The following is a 19311-nucleotide window of genomic DNA, read 5'->3' as shown; positions in this document are numbered from 1 at the left end:
AAGCATGATGCTTCTTTCCAATGAGACATGGACCGCGATCAAGCTTACGGCCGAATTGGCGACGGTAACCACATTTTTTCTGATGGCTATCGGAACGCCGATTGCTTTGTGGCTGTCGCGATCCAAAACTTATGGAAAAGAAATCGTCGCGTCCATTATCTCCATACCTTTGGTTTTACCACCAACGGTTCTGGGCTTTTATCTTCTGGTATTTCTGGGGCCTAATGGACCGGGTGGCTTTATTGCACCATGGTTCGGCATGGATAAATTTGCCTTCACTTTTGAAGGGCTGGTCATCGGCTCGGTCATTTATTCCATGCCTTTTGTTGTTCAACCCATCCGCAATTCATTCGAGGCTATGGGAAAGCGGCCGATGGAGGTCGCAGCAACGTTGCGTGCTTCGCCCTGGAAAGCATTCTGGAAAGTAGCGCTTCCGATTGCGAGCCCCGGTTTTATGACTGCCGCTGTTTTGGGCTTTGCCCATACAGTGGGCGAATTCGGTGTTGTGCAGATGATTGGTGGAAACCTGCCCGGCAAGACGGCCGTGATCTCGACCACCATTATGAGCTATGTCGAAGCCGGTCAAATGCATGAAGCCAATGTTTTATCAATCATTATGGTTATCTTTTCATTCTGCATCATTCTTACTGTTTCACTCTTGCAAAAATTCATGCAGGCGCGAACATTATGAGTGAAACTATTTCTGTCGATCTTAAAGGGACACTGGGCAATTTTACGCTCGATTGTTCATTTCATGCCCCGCTTCGCGGCGTCATTGCGCTTTACGGCCCTTCCGGATGCGGGAAAACTTCTGTTTTACGCGGCATTGCCGGACTTAACCGGTTTTCAGGAAAAGTCGAAATCGGCAATGAATGCTGGCAGAACGAAACCGGTTTCGTTCCTGTTTATAAACGTCCCCTCGGCTATGTTTTTCAGGAAGCCAGTTTGTTTCCGCATTTGTCTGTCAGAAAGAACCTTACCTTTGCTATGGCGAAAGGCGAAAACAATCTCTCGCCGACATTCGACGAAGTGGTGGAATTTTTGAATATTGCCCACCTTATCGATCGGGCACCCCACAATCTCTCCGGTGGTGAACGTCAACGTGTAGCGATTGGCCGCGCACTCTTGTCGCATCCCAAGATTCTCCTTATGGATGAACCGCTATCGGCACTCGACAAACGGTCGAGAGATGAAATCCTTCCCTTTCTGATTGGTCTGCGTGACCGTCTTTCAATGCCGATCATTTATATCACCCATGATATTTACGAAGTCGAACGGTTGGCCGACACATTGGTTTTGATGGATAGTGGCAAAGTTATTGCCTCCGGCAGTTTGAGAGAAATCGAAGCAAATCCTGATCTGCCGCTTGCCAATACTCGCGAAGCCGCTGTCAATCTTGACGGCTATGTCAAATCCTATAACGAACATACCGGCCTTGTCGAAGTGGATGTACCGGGCGGCACGTTCATTGCCCCGTCCGCACCTTTTGTAGGGGGGAAAAAAATGCGCATTCGCATTGCTGCCAATGATGTGAGCCTTGCTGTCGAAAAACCGCTGAAAAGCTCGATCCTCAATGTGATGCCGGCGCGTATTCTGACAATGCGGGAACAGGGGCATTTTGAAGTTCTGGTCAAACTGGAATTGGGTGGCAATGGAGAGGGAGCGCATTTTCTTTCACGCCTCACACGCCATTCATGGCAAATATTAGGGCTTAAAGAAGGAATGGACGTTTATGCCCAAATTAAAGGCGTTGCCCTGATCGACCAGCAAGAGGGCTAACTTTTTCAAGATAGATTCGCGCAAGTTCAACCGTGCCTTTCAAAAAAGTTTTGCGAAGTTTTTCAGCTGTTGGCGTTTGATTGTGCGTTTCAAGCCAAGCCGTCAGTTGCAAACGGCGCATCATGACGAGGTGGACAATCATATCTGCCATTTCCCGGTTTACCGGCATCACTTCTCCATAGCCTTGAAGCCATGCACTGATATAGCTTGGTACAAATGGATTATCTTCAATAAAGCTCAAAGAATTGGCAAGATCCAGTCCGAACCATGAAAAGCCGCAATCATCAAAATCGATCGCGGCAAGGTTTTCGCCATCAATCAACAGATTTGCAAGCCGCAAATCGCCATGGATAAGACCGTAATGGGCTTTATCTTTCGGAAAAGTTGAAGAAAAAAATTCAAGCATTCTATCGCAATTTTCAAGAATTTCACGGTCAGCGGGCTGAAGATTTTCGGCCTTTCGCCAATCTCCCCAGATAGCATTCGGGCCGATCATTGTTTCATAAGTCCAATGTTTACGATTGAACCTTTCCGGCCTTACCCAATTTATAGATTGTTGATGCAATTTGGCGGAAATTTTACCAAGTTCAAAAAACCGGCGCACAAGTCTGTCATCCGCCTGCGGTTCATGACCGCTTATAAAAGAAAAACAGGCAAGCCTGAAAATGCCCGCTTCGACAAACAATTGACCAAAACGGGAAACGAAAAGATGTGGAACGGTCACAATGCCGGATTGCTCGATTGCCTGAAGCCAAAGGAGTTCGGATAAAATTTCATCATTTTGATGATAGGAAGGCCGATAAACCCGTATAATTCTCGTCTCGTTCCCGAACGTTACCCGAAAAGTCGCATTTTCCGATATGGTAAGAAGGTCGATGCGGGCGCTATCTGGAATATCCCAACAAGCAAGATGATCCCTTACCAAAGTCGGAAGATCGTTTTCGGCTTTCATCATCATCTATGTAACAGAAACACTGCCTGCTGCCCGAACAAATTCCAGGCTCCCAAAGGCAATTTGCGTTTGACGGGTTTTCCCTGCCGGTTCAACACCACCGCTTCTTCTATTTTTGCCCCTATTTCATTGACCAGATCGACAAAATCCTCAATCGTACAGAAATGGATATTCGGCGTATCATACCAGCTATAGGGAAGCTCTTTGGTAACCGGCATACGACCGAGAAAAAGCAGATGTGCGCGGGCGCGCCAATAACCGAAATTGGGAATCGAGACAACGGCCCTCTCGCCGATGCGCAAAAGTTGTTCAAGCACAGCTTTCGGATTGCGCGTTGCCTGCAAGGTTTGTGACAGAACAACATAGTCGAAGCCGGAATCAGGATAATAGATAAGATCGCTATCGGCATCTCCCTGAATGACCGAGAGACCTTTAAGCAAACATTGGTCAACACCCTGTTGCGACAATTCGACACCGCGTCCATCGACATTGCGCCGCGTTTGCAACAGATAAAGCAAACTGCCATCGCCGCAACCGACATCAAGAACACGCGCCCCCGGCCTGATAAAATTGGCGATTACTTCAAAATCGGTACGGGATTTTAACGCCGACAACAATTCTTCATCCTCGTTCATGCCGTCAATCCCCTCTGTTCTGCAGCCGCTGTCAGGAAACTGTGAATGGCAGAAAACATCACCGGTTCATCAAGCAGAAAAGCGTCATGGCCTTTGTCGGTTTTGATTTCAACGAATGAAACCCGCGCTCCGGCAGCGTTGAGTGCGTGCACAAAGGTACGGCATTGTGCGGTGGTAAACAGCCAGTCACTGGAAAACGAAGCAACAAAAAACCGCCCGCGCGAACCCTTGAAAGCGTCTGCCAGATGGCCGCCATATTCGGCTTCAAGATCGAAATAATCCATCGCACGCGTCAAATAAAGATAGCTATTGGCATCAAAGCGCTCGACAAATGTCATCCCCTGATGACGCAAATAGCTTTCAATCTGGAAATCGGCATCGAAACCGAATGTTATCTGATCTCTATTTTGTAAATTCCGCCCGAATTTACGATGGAGTGCTGCTTCCGAAAGATAGGTCACATGGGCTGTCATTCTGGCAACTGCCAAGCCTTTTGTCGGGCGTTTTCCCGCTTCGAGATACCGCCCGCCCAACCAGTTGGGATCGGCCATAACGGCTTGTCTGCCAATTTCATCAAAAGCGATATTTTGTGCCGAATGGCGCGCGCCGGTTGCAAGAATGACAGATGAAAACACTTTTTCCTTATAGGCTGCAGCCCATTGCAATGCCTGCATTCCGCCCATGGAACCACCAACCACACAAAACAATGTCTTGATTCCCAGTTTTTCGACAAGCATTGCCTGCGCGCGCACCATATCGCCTATCGTGATGACAGGAAAATCGAGTGCATAGGGTTTTCCCGTTTTCGGATTTTTCGATGCCGGACCGGTCGAGCCGAGGCACCCCCCTAACACATTGGAACAGATTACATAATAGCGTTCGGTATCAATAATTTTACCAGGCCCCACCAATATATCCCACCAACCGGGCTTTCCGGTTACCGGATGGGTATTGGCAACATGCTGGTCGCCAGTGAGGGCATGGCAGATTAAAATGGCGTTGCTTTTGTCTTCATTCAATGTGCCATAGTCCTGATAGGCAATCTGGAAAGGCGATAAAACAACGCCGCTATCAAGCTGTAGCGGCTCGTCTTGCCCGAACAGCGCTACTTTACTGTCAGGAAAATCGGCTTGGGAATTTTTCGCGCCGGAAGATTTTCCGGACGATTTTATTTGTGTCATGTCGGTTGCACCGTCTTGAAAGAAAAAGAATAGCTAGTCGCCTCCTCTGACAAATGTCAAGAATTTCTCTCGACTTCCGATGAAAGCAAGGGTATTTCCTAAAATATTAAACTACCAGACCGGATAAATATCGATGAAAAAAGATGTTCTTGTTGACCGTCCACAGCCTAGAAAAGGTATTCTGGATATTGCAGCTTACGTTCCCGGATCAAGCGAGACCGAAAATACAAGAAAAGTTTTCAAACTTTCTTCCAATGAGTCGCCGCTTGGCCCCTGTCCTGCAGCGATTGATGCTTATCGTCAGGCCGCAGCACATCTTGAACTCTATCCGGATGGTTCGGCCACACCCCTTCTTGAAGCCATTTCCGAAGTGACAGGGCTTGCAAGAAGCAATTTGATGGCGGGAAACGGTTCGGATGATTTGTTAGGTCTTTTATCCAATACCTATCTTACAGCCGGTGATGAAGGAATCATGACCGAACACGGCTTTAGCGTTTACGAGATACAAATCAGAGGGACCGGCGCAAAACCTGTTATTGTGAAAGAAAAAGACTGCCGCATTGACATTGACGCTATTCTTGCCGCAGTAACAGAAAGAACAAAAATCGTATTTATCGCCAATCCCGGTAATCCGACGGGCACTTATCTGACAGCAACCGAGGTCAAAAGACTTCATGCGGGGCTACCTAAAAATGTACTTTTAGTTCTTGACGGTGCCTATGCCGAATTTGTTACCGAGGATGATTACGATACCGGCGTCGAACTTGTTTCGGCCAATGAAAATGTTGTCATGACGCGCACATTTTCCAAAATCTACGGACTTGCCGGTTTGCGTGTGGGGTGGATGTATGCGCCTCTTCATGTCATTGATGCGGTCAACCGTATTCGTGGAGCTTTCAATGTCAGTGTTCCGGCACAGGCTGCTGCAAGTGTTGCTTTTCGTGACCGTGCCTATATCCGGAATGCGATAGCCTATAATTCAAAATGGCGTTCCTGGCTCACACATGAAATCGAGGCTTTGGGGCTCAAGGTTACGCCTTCTGTCACCAATTTTCTGCTCATCCATTTTCCGGCAGACAAGGAAAAATCGGCTGCTCTGGCTGATGATTATCTGAAATCCAACGGGTATATTTTGCGCCGCGTTACCGGATACGGATTTCCGAACGCGTTGCGCCTTTCCATTGGATCCGAAGAAGCAAATCGCGGCGTTGTCGCCACATTGAAAAATTTTTTGAAGTAGAAAAATGTCTGAAGTGAAATTTAAAAAAATCGCCCTTATCGGTATCGGCCTTATCGGCTCTTCTCTTGCCCGTGTTATCCGTGAAAAAAAATTGGCCGATCTTATTGCCATTTCCACCCGCACAGGCACAACGCTTGAGCGGGCACGCGAACTCAAACTGGGTGACAGCTATACCACCGACAATGGCAAAGCGGTTGAAGATGCCGATCTCGTTATTGTTTCGGTGCCGGTCGGTTCATCCGGTCAGGTCGCAAAAGAAATTGCACCACATCTAAAACCCGGTGCCATTGTTACCGATGTCGGTTCTACCAAAGCTTCGGTTATTCGCCAGATGAAACCGGAACTGCCAGATAATGTTATTTTTATCCCCGGTCACCCTATTGCCGGTACAGAATTTTCCGGTCCCGATGCCGGTTTTGCCGACCTTTTCATCAATCGCTGGTGCATTTTGACACCGCTTCCCGATACGGATGAAAAAGCAATCGCCAAATTGACCGAATTCTGGGAAGCCTGTGGTGCAAAAGTTGACAGAATGGACCCCGAACATCACGATCTGGTTCTGGCAATCACATCGCATCTGCCACATCTTATTGCCTATAACATTGTCGGCACGGCAAGCGACCTTGAAAAAGTCACCAATTCCGAAGTTATTGCCTATTCGGCTTCCGGTTTTCGCGATTTTACCCGTCTTGCCTCTTCCGATCCGACAATGTGGCGCGACATCTGCCTGAACAATAAAGACGCTATTATTGAAATGCTCGGACGTTTCAGTGAAGACCTTGCTTCGCTCCAACGCGCAATCCGCTGGGGAGATGGGCAGGCTCTGTTTGACCTTTTCACGCGTACACGTGCCGTAAGACGCGGCATTATTGATGCGGGACAGGAAGTCGACGCACCCGATTTTGGTCGTCAGGTTGCCCGCAAACACCCCGAAGATCTGAAAAAATAACCCATTTTGAAAAGGGAGCGCATTTGAACAGAACCAGATGCGCTTCTTTGCATTCTTTTCCATAATTCGATTTTCTATTGTCCGGATATAGGATTGCGGCTTTTCCGGCGATAGAATTGAAGGGCATGTGGCGCAAAACATTCGCCGGTTTTTTTTAAGCCACAATCAGGTAGTCACATTATCAATCATGCGGGATAATTGCTTCGGCATTTGCCCGAACAATATATGACTGCACGTTTCACAATTTACTTGAAATCATCAAGGCTCGGCGTTTTTTCAAGAAGCTCTTGCGGCGTCGGCAAACTATCGTCGATCTTTTGATAGCGCATTTTCTCCGGCAATTCGGTTGAATTGGAGGATTGATCGCGCTGCATAGCTGCCCGCGATAACAACATGAGTGTGACAGGTGTTGTTACGATAATAAATATGGCAAGCAATATAGAATGGGAAATGAGTTTGTGACCGCTTACCGTTGAATAGATGATCGAGGCAATGATAATGCCACTGACACCCCAGCTTGTTCCAAGCGTTGGCATATGTAAACGTTCATAAAAGCTTTTTGCACGATTAAGACCGATGGCGCCGATCAATGTCAGCCCTGAGCCTAAAAGCAGGAAAAACACAATGACAATAGAAAGCCAAAGAGGAAAGTCTTCAATCATTCGATCACTTCCCCGCGCATCAGAAATTTCGCCAAAGCCGAACTTGAAACAAATCCCAAAAGGCCGATAACCAATGCGGAATCGAAATAGATTGTCGTGCCGGTACGCATGCCGAAGGTGACAAATAACATCAATGTCGCTGTGTAGAGTGCATCAAGCCCCAAAATTCTGTCCTGTGCACGGGGACCGCGTGCAAGCCGTATGAACGACAATATCATTGCTAATCCCAGAAACAGTTGCGAAATATTGATGCCCCAATAAAGAATAACAATACTCATTGGAATATCTCCAGAAGCAGACTTTCATAACGGTTTTTAATGAAATCTCTCCAATAATTTTCATCATCCATATCAAAATCGAGAATATGGACAAGAAGACTGCTTTCCTTGCTGTGATAGGCTATCCAGGCAGTCCCCGGCGTTGCCGTCATAATACAGGATAAAACAGCCAGTCCTGTGCGATTTTTGAGTGCCAGCGGAACCGTTATAAAGCCTGATTTTTTCCGTTTTGTTCCGTTAAAAAGCACATAGAGGGCAACATCATAATTCGATTTCACAATATCCAGCGTAACACGGAAAAACAGCTTTATAACAGAACTCCAATTATGGATGTGCACCTTCTGCGGTTTTAAAAGCCGAATTAAAAACCCGCCCGCAATGCCAACGACAATACCGATGACGCCCTGCCCCAAGGTAAAGCCGTTCAAAATCATCCACATGAGAAGAAGCGACAAGGTCAACAAAGGATAGGGGATTATGCGGGTCATTCCATACCCCTTTCAACTTCAACCTTATCAATAAACCCCGCCGTTATTTCTTCTGACGAGATCCGGCTTGCTGTGACTGTTTTTTGTGGCAAAACACTGCCGATATAATTTTGCGGATGATGCAATTCTCTGGCAGTCTGTCCCATATAATCGGCAACCGGACCGGCAGCAATGGTCAATAGAAGACACAAGCCGAGCAAACCTGCAACGGGAGCAAATTCTATCACTTGTACGCGTGGCACTTTACCTTCAATCGAAGCCCAGAAAGTGCGGATACCGGTTCTTGTCATAGCGATAAGTGCGGCAAAACCGGAAAAAATGAGAAGAGCAACAAAAGTCCAATCCCGCGCGCTAGGTTGGTAACCATCGCCATTCAACCCGTCCGGATTGAAAACACCGGTAATCATCATGAATTTTGCGACAAACCCCGAAAATGGCGGCATACCGATAATGAGAATGGCCGTTATTCCGAAACATGCACCCAAAATTGCAAGCGTTGCCGGAAGATAAGTGCCGACTTCATCCTCTTCATCTTCCTCGTCTTCGCCGTAAACTTCCATTGTTACCGCAAGAACATTGGCTGCTGTGTCCTGAGTGCGTTCGACAAGCTCGACCAACAGAAAAAATGCCGCAAGAGACAAAGTGGAGGAAACAATATAAAAAAGCGCACCAGCGGTAAGTGAAGCATTGCCGGTTCCGATAGCGGCAAGCAGTGTTCCCGACGACACCAGAACGCTATAAGAAGCAAGTCTTCCCAGAGCCTGACTTGCGAGCACGCCGATAAAGCCGAATATCAAAGTTGCAAGGCCGCCATAAAACAATATGTCATTGCCAAAACCGCTTAAAGTTCCGCCATCCGTTCCGAAAACCAGTAATGTAAGGCGCAAAACAACGTAAATGCCGACCTTGCTTAAAATAGCAAATGTTGCTCCAACCGGTGCCGCCGCAGCACTATAAGTCGGTGTCAGCCAGAAGTTGAGTGGCCACATGCCGGCCTTGACCAGAAAGGCAATGCCGAGAATTGCCGCGCCGGACTCGAAAATAATACGATCGGCCGATTTGAGAGTTTGGAGTTTCAAGGCAAGATCGGCCATATTCAATGTTCCGCAAACACCATAAATGAGTGCTGCGCCGATCAGAAAAAACGAAGAGGCAATAAGATTGACCACCACATAATGCATACCGGCGCGCACCCTCGCCTGCCCGCTACCGTGAAGGGCAAGCCCATAGGATGCTGTCAACATAACTTCAAAGAACACAAAAAGATTGAACAGGTCTCCGGTCAGGAAAGCGCCGTTTACACCGGCAATCATGAATTGCATGAGAGAATGGAAGTGCGGACCGGCTTTATGCCAATGGGCAGCCGAAAAAACCAATGAAGCTGCCGCAAGAATGCTTGCCAGAAAAACCATCGCCGCACTTAACCGGTCGAGCACCAGAACTATTCCGAAAGGCGCTTGCCAATTTCCGAGGTTATAAACCTCTGCTTCAGGTGAAAAATCAATAGCGCGCCCGATCAACCCGATAGAAACAAGAATGAGAAGCCCTATCGACGAAAGGCTTATCCATAATTTGAGTTTGCGGCGTCTTTCATCATAAAAAAGGAGAAGTGCCGCAGTCGCAATAGGAAGGAGGATGGGCAAAATAACGAGATGTTGGAGAAAATTTTCTATCATTTATTTTCCCTTCCATCGACATGGTCCGAACCGGTTAGACCGCGTGAAACCAGCAGAATAACAAGAAACAATGCGGTTGTCGCAAAACCGATCACAATGGCTGTAAGAACCAGCGCTTGCGGTATCGGATCGGCATAATTTGCCGGATTGACAGGATTGGAGGGGTCAACAATCGGTGCTGCGTTCGAGCGGGGACGCGCCATCGAAAAAATAAACAGATTGACCGCATAGGAAATAAGTGAAAGCCCTAGAATGACCTGATAGGTTCTTGGCCGCAAAACGAGCCAGATTCCTGAACCGGCAAGCACACCAATCCCCAAAGAAAGAACAATTTCCATCAGCGTTCCTCCTCTTTACGGATTGTGCGTTTACCAACACGATAATGCCGGATTGATTGGTGGGCTATTGCGATGAGCATCAGCACGGTTGCACCGACCACCAGTGAAAAAACACCGAGGTCGAATGCCATAGCGCTGGCTGTCGGCATTTTTCCGATAAACGGAATCTTCGTATATTGAAAATAGGAGGTAAGAAACGGATAGCCGAAAAACCACGAACCGATACCGGTTACCAATGCCAGAAGAATACCGAAACCGATCCAGCGCAGTGGTAAAACTGTCAGATGACTTTCCACCCACCGCGTTCCCGATGCCACATATTGTAAAATAAATCCGATGGCCATGGTGACACCGCCGGCAAAACCGCCACCCGGCAAATCATGCCCGCGCATGAACAAATAGACGGCAAAGGCCATAATAACCGGAAACAGCCAATGCATGATGATGCGCGGAATAACAAGATAATCGGAAACTGTGTCTCCGACCTCGCGATCGGGTCTTGCCTCGTCAAAAGCTGACTGAACCCGTTGTTGTGTGGGGGCCTCGATACTTTCAACGGCCGGACGGAAGCGACGCAGCAGGGCAAAAACGGTGAGCGCCACAATACCAAGCACCGTTATTTCGCCCATCGTATCAAAGCCACGGAAATCCACGAGAAGCACATTGACGACATTGCGCCCACCGGCATCCGCATAGGAATGGGTGAGGAAAAAGTCGGAAATCGTTGCGCCCTGCGGGCGCGTCATCACACAATAGGAAAGCCACGCAAGCCCGCCCCCGCCTGCAACAGCGATAAGGAAGTCGCGGCCTCTTCGCAACCAAGGTCTAAAACCATCCGGTATAGGGTCAGGAGCCTGCAAGCGTTTGGGCAACCATCTAAGCCCCAAAAGCAGAAGAACTGTTGTGACAACCTCCACAACCAGTTGTGTCAAGGCAAGGTCGGGGGCGGAAAGCCACAAGAATGTGGCACATGTCATAAGCCCCGTGACACCCAGAAGTATCAACGAAGCGAAGCGGTGGAATTTTGCCTGCCATGCAACCAATATTGCGCAAACACCACCGATCAACCAGATTATTAAAAATGGCAGATCAAGCGGGAAAAGCGGCAATGCTCCCGCATCAATCCATTGATTTCCGGCAATCAACAACAAGAGTGCAACGATTGGCGCAAGGATAATCCAGCGCACTTCAACTTGCAGGCGACGGGTAGAAAGAAAAGCTTCCGCCGAACGCGCCCATTTCCATGATATTGTTACCAATACGCGTTCAAAAATACGCTGCCCTTTCAAATGTCTGAAAAATGGCGGGCCACCTTCACAGGATTTCAGATATTTGCGCGTGAGAATATAAAGTATGAGCCCGCCTATCAAAGCAATGAGGCTCATGACAAGCGGCGTATTGAAACCATGCCAGAGAGCGAGATCATAATGTGGCGTTTCTGCCCCCAATACCGAATGGACGGCTGTTCCCAAAATGCCACCGATAGCAAATTCCGGAAATATACCGATGAGAAGGCACAAAAACACCAATAATTCGATAGGAAAACGCATGAAATGCGGTGGTTCGTGTGGAGTTTTTGGCAAATCATGCGGTTTTCCGCCAAAAAACACCCCATGAATAAAACGTACCGAATAGGTAACACTCAACAATCCCGCCAGCGTTGCAAGATAGGGTGTAATCTTGTCGAGCCAGGATTCCAGATGGACTTCAACAGCTTCGGCAAAAAACATTTCCTTCGATATGAAGCCGTTGAGAAGCGGCACACCTGCCATGGCAGCGCTTGCAACCAGCGCCAGCGTTCCGGTAAACGGCATATAGCGGAAAAGCCCCGATAATTTGCGCATATCGCGGGTTCCCGTTTCGTGGTCGATAATGCCCGCAGCCATAAATAACGATGCCTTGAAGATGGCATGGTTGACGGTATGAAAAATTGCTGCAACGCAAGCAAGCGGGCTTGCAAGACTTAAAAGCGTGGTTATCAACCCCAGATGGCTGATTGTCGAATAGGCAAGCAGACCTTTAAGGTCTTGTTGGAACATAGCAAAATAGGCACCGATCAAAAGCGTAATCAAACCGCAAAGGCCGATAATCCAGAACCATGCTTCTGTTCCCGCCAGTACCGGCCAGAACCGCACCATAAGAAACACACCGGCTTTGACCATTGTTGCCGAATGAAGATAGGCAGAAACCGGCGTTGGCGCGGCCATTGCATTAGGAAGCCAGAAATGGAACGGAAATTGCGCGCTTTTTGTCAATGCTCCGAGAAGCACACAGACAAGTGCCGGAATATAAAGCGGACTTGCCTTGATGAGTGCCCCCGACTTCAACACCACATCGAGATCATAGCTGCCGACAATGTGACCGATAATCAACATCCCGACAAGAAGCGCAAAGCCGCCAAACCCTGTCACCGTCAGAGCCATGCGTGCGCCGTCACGCGCACTTGCGTTATGATACCAGTAGCCGATCAAAAGAAACGAGAAAATACTGGTGAGTTCCCAGAAGACAACGAGGAGAACAATGTTGCCCGACAATACCATTCCGAGCATCGACCCCATAAAGGCAAGCAGGAATGAAAAAAACCGCGGCACGGGGTCGGCCGGATTCATATAATAACGGGCATAGACAACAACGAGCAGGCCGATACCCGTTATAAGAACCGAAAACAACCAGGAAAAACCATCCATCCGTAAGGTGAAATTCAACCCCCATTGCGGCAACCAGACAATATCCAATCTTATAACATTGTCGGCTGAAATGGTCGGATAAAGCATGATGGTACAAAACAGTGCCATAAGCGCAATCGCACCGACAAACCATGCTTCATTGTTTTTTGCTGTAGAACGAAAAAAACCGATAATGGCACTACCGACAAAGGGAAGTATTACCAGCAATATCAAGATTGCTTCCCGTGTTGTCATTATCTATAAACCATCCTCTTTTTCGGGGCCTCGTTTCTATATAGGTCACCGGAAATGAATCGGTATCACCTGAGTTTTATATTGGATGGTTTCAAGCATATAACGCAAGCCTTTTCAAAAGCTTAATCGGGAAAAATTTGTCGTTTTTTTTAAATTTCTTCATTTCACCGGAATGGGGAGTTTATAAAGCCCGATTTCCATCAACCGGACGATTTTCATTTCGGGCTGTAATAACGCGATACACATTGTTTTCGCGGGCCGTCAAAAGGCTGGTAACTGTTGTCGGAACTTGTATAAGATTTATATTTTGACGAGCAAAAATCGACATGGTTTTTGATAAGCCATGGCTTGTCATCTTCTTTTTTGGATTTTTGTGGCGTTTTTTTAAGTTTTACATTGCTGCTATCGGCATGTGCTCCGGGCTCAAATGCTGCTTCCGGATACCACCAGCCATCTGTATGTTTTTTATAACCGGTACGATGGTGACGATAGCCTTTGAAACCGTTCAATTCGCCACGGCTCTGGCTGGTTACGGCTGCAGGTTCGGTTGTTCTGGAGTTTTGTGCAACTGCAATGTTTCCATCAAAGTCGGCCGCCAATGTGGAAAAAACTGTAACCAATCCGACCAATGGCAGTCCAACAAAAAAACAAAAAGATTTATTGATTTTAGGCATTAAGAATCCTTCCCAGAACGACACATGAGGACTATAGCAGACATCAAATCGAGAAAACTGCACTCTTTTTTGCTATAGTTAATGAAGAACATATTTGCGCTTATAGAAATGTGTTTCTATATGTGTTCGAGGCTTTGAAAGCCATCATACAAAACCGGCCATTACAGGATTGAAAAATGCTTCAAACGCCTTACTACCTTGTCGATAAATCAAAGTTGCTGCGCAATATGGAAAAAATTGCGCGCCTTCGTGATTTGTCGGGTGCAAAATCGCTTTTGGCGTTGAAATGTTTTGCAACATGGGGCGTTTTCGATTTTATGGCGCAATATATGGATGGCACCACATCGTCATCGCTTTATGAACTGCGTTTGGGAAAAGAAGAATTCGGTAAAGAAACCCATGCCTATTCCGTCGCTTGGGCCGATTACGAGATTGATGAGGCAATCTCTTATGCCGATACAATCATATTCAATTCCATCAACCAGCTTCACAGATTTGCAAAAAAATCCGAAAATATCGAAAGGGGTTTGCGATTAAATCCGGGGGTCAGTTGTTCCGGCTTCGACCTTGCCGATCCTGCCCGTCCTTTCAGTCGTCTTGGCGAGACAAGTTATGAAAAGATCGAAGCGGTTTTGCCGCTCGTAAACGGTTTCATGATTCATTATAATTGCGAGAATGGCGACTTTTCGTTATTTGACCGGATGCTTTCCGATATAGAACAGAAATTCGGCCAACTTTTTCACCACGTGCAATGGATCAGCCTTGGCGGCGGTATCTATTTTACCGGCAAAGATTACCCGCTTGAAGCGTTTGCCGACAGGCTCAAGCGTTTTTCGGATAAATATGGCGTTACGGTTTATCTTGAACCGGGAGAAGCGGCTATTACCAATAGCGCAACACTCGAAGTTACCGTGCTCGACACCATGCATAATGGCAAAGATCTCGCGATTGTTGACAGTTCGATCGAAGCCCATATGCTTGACCTTCTCGTTTATCGTGAAAAAGCAAAAATTTCGCCAAATCAGGGGGCGCATGAAATTATGATTTGTGGCAAATCATGCCTTGCGGGTGATATTTTCGGAACGTTCCGTTTTCCCGAAAAGCTGAAAATCGGCGATCATTTGTCAATAGAAGATGCAGCCGGTTATACAATGGTGAAAAAAAACTGGTTCAACGGTCTTAATATGCCCGCTATTGCGATAAAAGAATTGGATGGAACCATTCGTCTTCAACGAGAATTCGGCTATAAGGATTACCGTGACAGCCTTTCTTGAAAAAGGCTCCAGCTTAAACAAAGGTTTTAAAACAAGATTTAGGAGATAAACCGGGAATGAAAAAGAATATCCTGATTATTGGCGCAGGTGGAGTAGCTCAGGTGGTTGCTCATAAATGTGCTCAACATAACGATATTCTCGGTGATCTTCATATCGCATCACGAACATTGCAAAAATGCGAGTCGATCATTGCATCTGTAAAAGAGAAAAAATCCATGAAGGTGAAAGGTGTGTTTGAAACTCACCACCTTGATGCAATGAATATAAAATCGACAGCAGACCTTATTCGCAAAACAAAAAGCCGAATTGTTATCAATGTCGGCTCGGCTTTTCTCAATATGTCGGTTCTGTCGGCCTGTATCGAAACCGATGCAGCCTATATTGATACCGCCATTCACGAGGACCCGCTAAAAATATGCGAGACACCCCCTTGGTACGCCAATTATGAGTGGCCGCGCCGCGAAGAATGTGAAGCCCGTAAAGTAACGGCCATTCTCGGTGCAGGATTTGACCCCGGAGTGGTCAATGCTTATGCAGCGCTTGCCCATCACGACTATTTCGATAAAATCAGCGATATTGACATTATTGACATCAATGCCGGTAGTCACGGGCGCTGGTTTGCCACCAATTTCGATCCGGAAATCAACTTCCGCGAATTTACCGGTCAGGTCTGGTCGTGGCAGGACAGCAAGTGGGTTTCAAACAAAATGTTTGAAATCGGTCATGAATGGGATTTGCCGGTTGTCGGCAGGCGCAATACCTATATGACCGGCCATGACGAAATCCATTCTTTGTCAAAGAATCTTGATGTGCCGAATATCCGCTTCTGGATGGGTTTCGGTGAACGTTACATCACCGTATTCAATGTGTTGAAAAATCTTGGACTTCTATCCGAACAGCCTATAAAAACGGCTGAAGGTCTGGAAGTTGTGCCACTCAAAGTGGTCAAAGCTGTTTTACCGGATCCGTCTTCGCTTGCACCCGATTATACCGGCAAAACCTGTATTGGCGACCTTATCAAGGGTGAAAAAGACGGCAAAGAGCGTGAACTGTTCATCTATAATATTGCCGACCACAAAGAAGCTTATCTTGAAACAGGCTCACAAGCTATTTCCTACACAGCCGGTGTTCCGGCCGTTGCAGCGGCCATATTGGTTGCACTTGGTGATTGGGATGTAAAAACCATGGCCAATGTGGAAGAATTGCCACCGAAACCATTTCTGAAGAAGCTTGATGAAATGGGGCTTCCCACCCGAATCCGCGAAGGAAAAGAAGATAAAAAGCTTGATTTATAGCTTTAATGACTGACACGAGCTGATAAACCGGAAGGCTGTGATGAAAAAGAAAAGCCGAATAAATTTCAGGACGATCGCAAGATTTTCGAGACGTTTTGCTTTTCTTTTTGCTTTTTTTGCCGGCACTTTTTGCTTTTCTTCACCGGCATCAAGCAGTGAAGAGACAGCGTCACAACCAAAATTTTTTGAAAAATTTTTACCGAAGGCGCTGCTTGAGCAAAAAAAACATGAAGAGCCGCCTATCTGCTCCGGCGAGGATTTAACCGAAAAATTTTCAAAAGAGGAAAACCGGAAATTTCTGAACCGTGCCAAAAAAATAAAAAATGGCAATGCGCGATTCTGGAAGGTTGAAAAGAAAGGAACCAGACCGTCCTATCTTTTCGGCACAATGCATGTTAGCGATCCGGCCATTGTCAATCTTGCTCCGTCGGTTAAAACCGCGCTCGAAAATGCAGATCGTGTCGCCCTCGAACTGAGCGAGGCGGCCGATGATAATGGTAAAGCCATGGCAACAAAGCTTGCGGCCTCGCCCGATTTTCTTACGCCTAAAAAAGGCGAGAGTTTCAAGGACGGGCTTTCGAGGGAAGAATTCCAAAAGCTTAAAACCACATTTGAAGCCCACGGCCTACCTTTTCAGCTTATTGCCAATAACAAGCCATGGTTCATCTGGATGACATTGAGCCTTCCGGCCTGTGAAGCGCGTCGAGAAGCCTATGGATACCATGCACTTGATGTAGAAATCGGGCAAAACGCCAAAAAACTTGGAAAACCGGTTCTCGGCCTTGAAACAGTTGATGAACAATTATCGGCGATTGAAAAATTACCGTTGAGTTTTCAGGCGAACTCGATTGAAGACTACCTCGATAATCCCAAGTTTTACGCCAATTTGTTTTATACGGAAATGCAACTTTATAAACAAAGTCGCATTGGCGAAATATTGGCTCTTGATACCATGTTCAAAACGACGGTCAGCGAAAAAGATCAGGACATTTTTAAAGATATTTTAATGACTAAACGCAATCTACGCATGTCTGAACGCGCACTTCCTTTGATTGAACAAGGAAACAGCTTCATAGCGGTCGGTGCGGCGCATATGGTTGACGATAGTGGCCTTGTTGAACAATTACGCAAACATGGCTATCAGGTTAGCCCTATCAAACTCTGACAATTTTAAACGCAACAAAACGGCAGAAGGTTTTCTTTTGTCGCGACCCTATTTACTCTCTAAGATAGGCTCTTCAAGATCAGAAATAGCGCCCTCACCCTATTGTTTGCGACAGGTAACGGATAACGGCTTTTTCCGTTTATCCGGTTTGGTCACTTTTATTAAATCAACAATAGCTTCTTTAACCGACAAAGCTCAAAGCAAAGTTTTGCCATCGCATTCATTAATACGAATAATATTGACGTATTTTCGTGATTGAACCCCGATTGTCAGAGAAAATTGCCGCTTCTCTTCCAACCTGACCTGAAAATTCCGGAGTAACCTAATAAATCCGGTTTAATTACAATAAAAAGGCCACCCGAAGGCGGCCTTTTTTGAATGATATGTCAATTCGCTTACATATTGATCGGTTTTGAAAAAGCAGCCAATGCAGCTTCTTTCACAGCTTCCGACATTGTCGGGTGAGCATGGCAGGTCCGTGCCAGATCTTCCGACGAACCGCCAAATTCCATCAAGACAGCAATTTCGTGGATCATTTCACCGGCACCGAAGCCGAGAATATGACCGCCCAGAACCTTGTCGGTCTTGGCACAAGCAAGGATTTTTACAAATCCGTCGGTCTTCAACATAGCGCGGGCACGACCATTGGCCGAGAAGGGGAACTTGCCAACGCGATATTCAATACCGGCTGCTTTGAGTTCTTCTTCGGTTTTACCAACAGATGCGACTTCCGGCTCGGTATAAACGACACTCGGAATGACATCATAATTGACATGGCCTTTTTGACCGGCAAGAATTTCAGCCAGAGCAACGCCTTCATCTTCCGCTTTATGGGCAAGCATCGGACCTTTGACAACATCGCCAATTGCGTAAATTCCGGCAATATTCGTTTGCCAATGTGAATCAATATTCACCCGACCACGTTCGTCCAGTGTTACACCGGCTTCTTTCAAACCAAGCCCTTCCGTGTAAGGACGACGACCGGTTGCAACTAGAACAATGTCGGCCTCAAGAGTTTCAGCCGAACCACCTTTGACCGGTTCAAAGGTAACCTTTGCACCGGATGCGGTTTTTTCAACGCCGGTTACTTTTGCGCCGAGTTTATATTCGGTGCCCTGTTTTTCCATGAGTTTCTGGAACTGTTTGGACACTTCACCATCCATCGGCCCCAAAACTTTGTCGAGGAATTCGACAACCGTTACCTTTGCACCAAGCCGGCTCCAGACCGAACCAAGCTCGGAACCGATCACACCGGCGCCGACAACAACCATGTGCTGGGGCACTTTGGCAAGCGACAAAGCTCCGGTTGAGGAAACGATAACTTTTTCGTCAATATCGATCTTCAGCCCCGGAATACCGGCAACGTCGGAACCTGTTGCGATGATGATATTTTTGGTTTCGAGAGTCTGCTTCGAGCCATCCTTGGCAGCAACTTCGACTTTGCCTGCCCCAAGAATTTTGGCCGTGCCGTAAATGGTGTCAATCTTGTTTTTCTTCATCAAAAAAGCGACACCGCTTGTGTTACCATCAACGGTTTTCTGCTTGTGAGCCATCATGCCCGCAAGGTCGAGTTTGGGTTTGGAAACCGAAACCCCAAGAGCCTCGAAACCATGTTGAGCCGAGGCAAAAGTTTCTGAAGCATAGAGCAAAGCTTTGGAAGGAATACAGCCGACATTAAGACATGTACCACCCAATGTATCGCGCTTTTCAACGATTGCTGTTTTTAGTCCGAGTTGCGCAGCCTTGATTGCTGCAACATAGCCACCGGGACCTGCTCCAATTACGACAACATCATAAGACATTC

General features: G+C 47.0%; 18 protein-coding genes. 7 read left to right on the top strand and 11 right to left on the bottom strand.

The genetic code is table 11. The features are described 5' to 3' along the window. Positions 1-4: 4 nt before the first annotated feature. Together modB and modC are read left to right on the top strand one after the other, a co-directional pair. Positions 5-691, top strand: a complete 687-nt coding sequence (gene modB / locus H3S94_RS04230; protein ID WP_077973323.1) for a molybdate ABC transporter permease subunit — start codon at positions 5-7, stop codon at positions 689-691. Further along, positions 688-1779, top strand: a complete 1092-nt coding sequence (gene modC, locus H3S94_RS04225; protein WP_198230373.1) for a molybdenum ABC transporter ATP-binding protein — start codon at positions 688-690, stop codon at positions 1777-1779. Before modB ends, modC begins: the two co-directional genes overlap by 4 nt. On the opposite strand, the gene H3S94_RS04220 is transcribed toward modC, so the two are convergent. The 3 genes from H3S94_RS04220 to H3S94_RS04210 are packed head-to-tail and all read right to left on the bottom strand — an operon-like array spanning position 1742 to position 4547. After that, positions 1742-2737, bottom strand: coding sequence for a phosphotransferase enzyme family protein (locus H3S94_RS04220; protein WP_198230374.1), 996 nt, complete (start codon positions 2735-2737; stop codon positions 1742-1744). The two genes, modC and H3S94_RS04220, sit on opposite strands and share 38 nt — an antisense overlap. Further along, positions 2734-3366 carry a methionine biosynthesis protein MetW gene (gene metW / locus H3S94_RS04215; RefSeq protein ID WP_077994298.1) on the bottom strand — a complete coding sequence of 211 codons (633 nt, stop codon included), beginning with the start codon at positions 3364-3366 and terminating at the stop codon, positions 2734-2736. The genes H3S94_RS04220 and metW overlap by 4 nt, the downstream gene beginning before the upstream one ends. After that, positions 3363-4547: a homoserine O-acetyltransferase gene (locus H3S94_RS04210; RefSeq protein WP_198230375.1), complete on the bottom strand. Its 1185-nt coding sequence runs from the start codon at positions 4545-4547 to the stop codon at positions 3363-3365. The genes metW and H3S94_RS04210 overlap by 4 nt, the downstream gene beginning before the upstream one ends. A 133-nt stretch (positions 4548-4680) precedes the next feature. On the opposite strand from H3S94_RS04210, the gene hisC reads away from it, so the two are divergent. Together hisC and H3S94_RS04200 are read left to right on the top strand one after the other, a co-directional pair. Beyond that, entirely contained in the window at positions 4681-5787 is a 1107-nt protein-coding gene (gene hisC, locus H3S94_RS04205) for a histidinol-phosphate transaminase (protein ID WP_198230376.1), read from the top strand. Positions 5788-5791: 4 nt separating this feature from the next. Continuing rightward, on the top strand, positions 5792-6736 hold the full coding sequence (locus H3S94_RS04200; RefSeq protein WP_198230377.1) for a prephenate/arogenate dehydrogenase family protein: 945 nt from the start codon (positions 5792-5794) through the stop codon (positions 6734-6736). 245 nt (positions 6737-6981) lie between these two features. On the opposite strand, the gene mnhG is transcribed toward H3S94_RS04200, so the two are convergent. The 7 genes from mnhG to H3S94_RS04165 form a co-directional block, all read right to left on the bottom strand. After that, the gene (gene mnhG, locus H3S94_RS04195; protein WP_075869468.1) at positions 6982-7398 is read right to left on the bottom strand and encodes a monovalent cation/H(+) antiporter subunit G; all 417 of its coding nucleotides are present in this window, start codon (positions 7396-7398) and stop codon (positions 6982-6984) included. Next, entirely contained in the window at positions 7395-7676 is a 282-nt protein-coding gene (locus H3S94_RS04190) for a K+/H+ antiporter subunit F (RefSeq protein ID WP_077994303.1), read from the bottom strand. The genes mnhG and H3S94_RS04190 overlap by 4 nt, the downstream gene beginning before the upstream one ends. After that, entirely contained in the window at positions 7673-8164 is a 492-nt protein-coding gene (locus tag H3S94_RS04185) for a Na+/H+ antiporter subunit E (protein ID WP_198230378.1), read from the bottom strand. The genes H3S94_RS04190 and H3S94_RS04185 overlap by 4 nt, the downstream gene beginning before the upstream one ends. After that, on the bottom strand, positions 8161-9840 hold the full coding sequence (locus tag H3S94_RS04180) for a monovalent cation/H+ antiporter subunit D (RefSeq protein ID WP_210327966.1): 1680 nt from the start codon (positions 9838-9840) through the stop codon (positions 8161-8163). Before H3S94_RS04180 ends, H3S94_RS04185 begins: the two co-directional genes overlap by 4 nt. Continuing rightward, positions 9837-10178, bottom strand: coding sequence for a Na+/H+ antiporter subunit C (locus tag H3S94_RS04175; RefSeq protein WP_077994306.1), 342 nt, complete (start codon positions 10176-10178; stop codon positions 9837-9839). Before H3S94_RS04175 ends, H3S94_RS04180 begins: the two co-directional genes overlap by 4 nt. Beyond that, the gene (locus H3S94_RS04170) at positions 10178-13099 is read right to left on the bottom strand and encodes a monovalent cation/H+ antiporter subunit A (RefSeq protein ID WP_198240358.1); all 2922 of its coding nucleotides are present in this window, start codon (positions 13097-13099) and stop codon (positions 10178-10180) included. The genes H3S94_RS04175 and H3S94_RS04170 overlap by 1 nt, the downstream gene beginning before the upstream one ends. Positions 13100-13314: 215 nt before the next feature. Further along, positions 13315-13773, bottom strand: coding sequence for a BA14K family protein (locus tag H3S94_RS04165; RefSeq protein WP_077994309.1), 459 nt, complete (start codon positions 13771-13773; stop codon positions 13315-13317). Positions 13774-13949: 176 nt separating this feature from the next. Here H3S94_RS04165 and H3S94_RS04160 point away from each other — a divergent pair, with 176 nt between their 5' ends. The 3 genes from H3S94_RS04160 to H3S94_RS04150 are packed head-to-tail and all read left to right on the top strand — an operon-like array spanning position 13950 to position 17507. Continuing rightward, entirely contained in the window at positions 13950-15047 is a 1098-nt protein-coding gene (locus tag H3S94_RS04160) for a carboxynorspermidine decarboxylase (RefSeq protein ID WP_198240357.1), read from the top strand. A gap of 56 nt (positions 15048-15103) precedes the next feature. Then, positions 15104-16342, top strand: coding sequence for a saccharopine dehydrogenase family protein (locus tag H3S94_RS04155; protein WP_198240356.1), 1239 nt, complete (start codon positions 15104-15106; stop codon positions 16340-16342). A 40-nt stretch (positions 16343-16382) separates the two neighbouring features. Then, entirely contained in the window at positions 16383-17507 is a 1125-nt protein-coding gene (locus H3S94_RS04150) for a TraB/GumN family protein (RefSeq protein WP_198240355.1), read from the top strand. A 395-nt stretch (positions 17508-17902) separates the two neighbouring features. On the opposite strand, the gene lpdA is transcribed toward H3S94_RS04150, so the two are convergent. Next, a complete protein-coding gene (gene lpdA / locus H3S94_RS04145) occupies positions 17903-19309 on the bottom strand; it encodes a dihydrolipoyl dehydrogenase (RefSeq protein ID WP_198240354.1) in 1407 nt (468 codons plus the stop codon). Positions 19310-19311: the final 2 nt, after the last annotated feature.

This window comes from Bartonella sp. B10834G3 (genome assembly GCF_016102505.1).
GTDB classification, from domain to species: Bacteria; Pseudomonadota; Alphaproteobacteria; order Rhizobiales; family Rhizobiaceae; genus Bartonella; species Bartonella choladocola.
The sequence above is the reverse complement of the archived record's forward strand: the minus strand, read 5'-3'. Positions and strand labels throughout refer to the sequence as shown.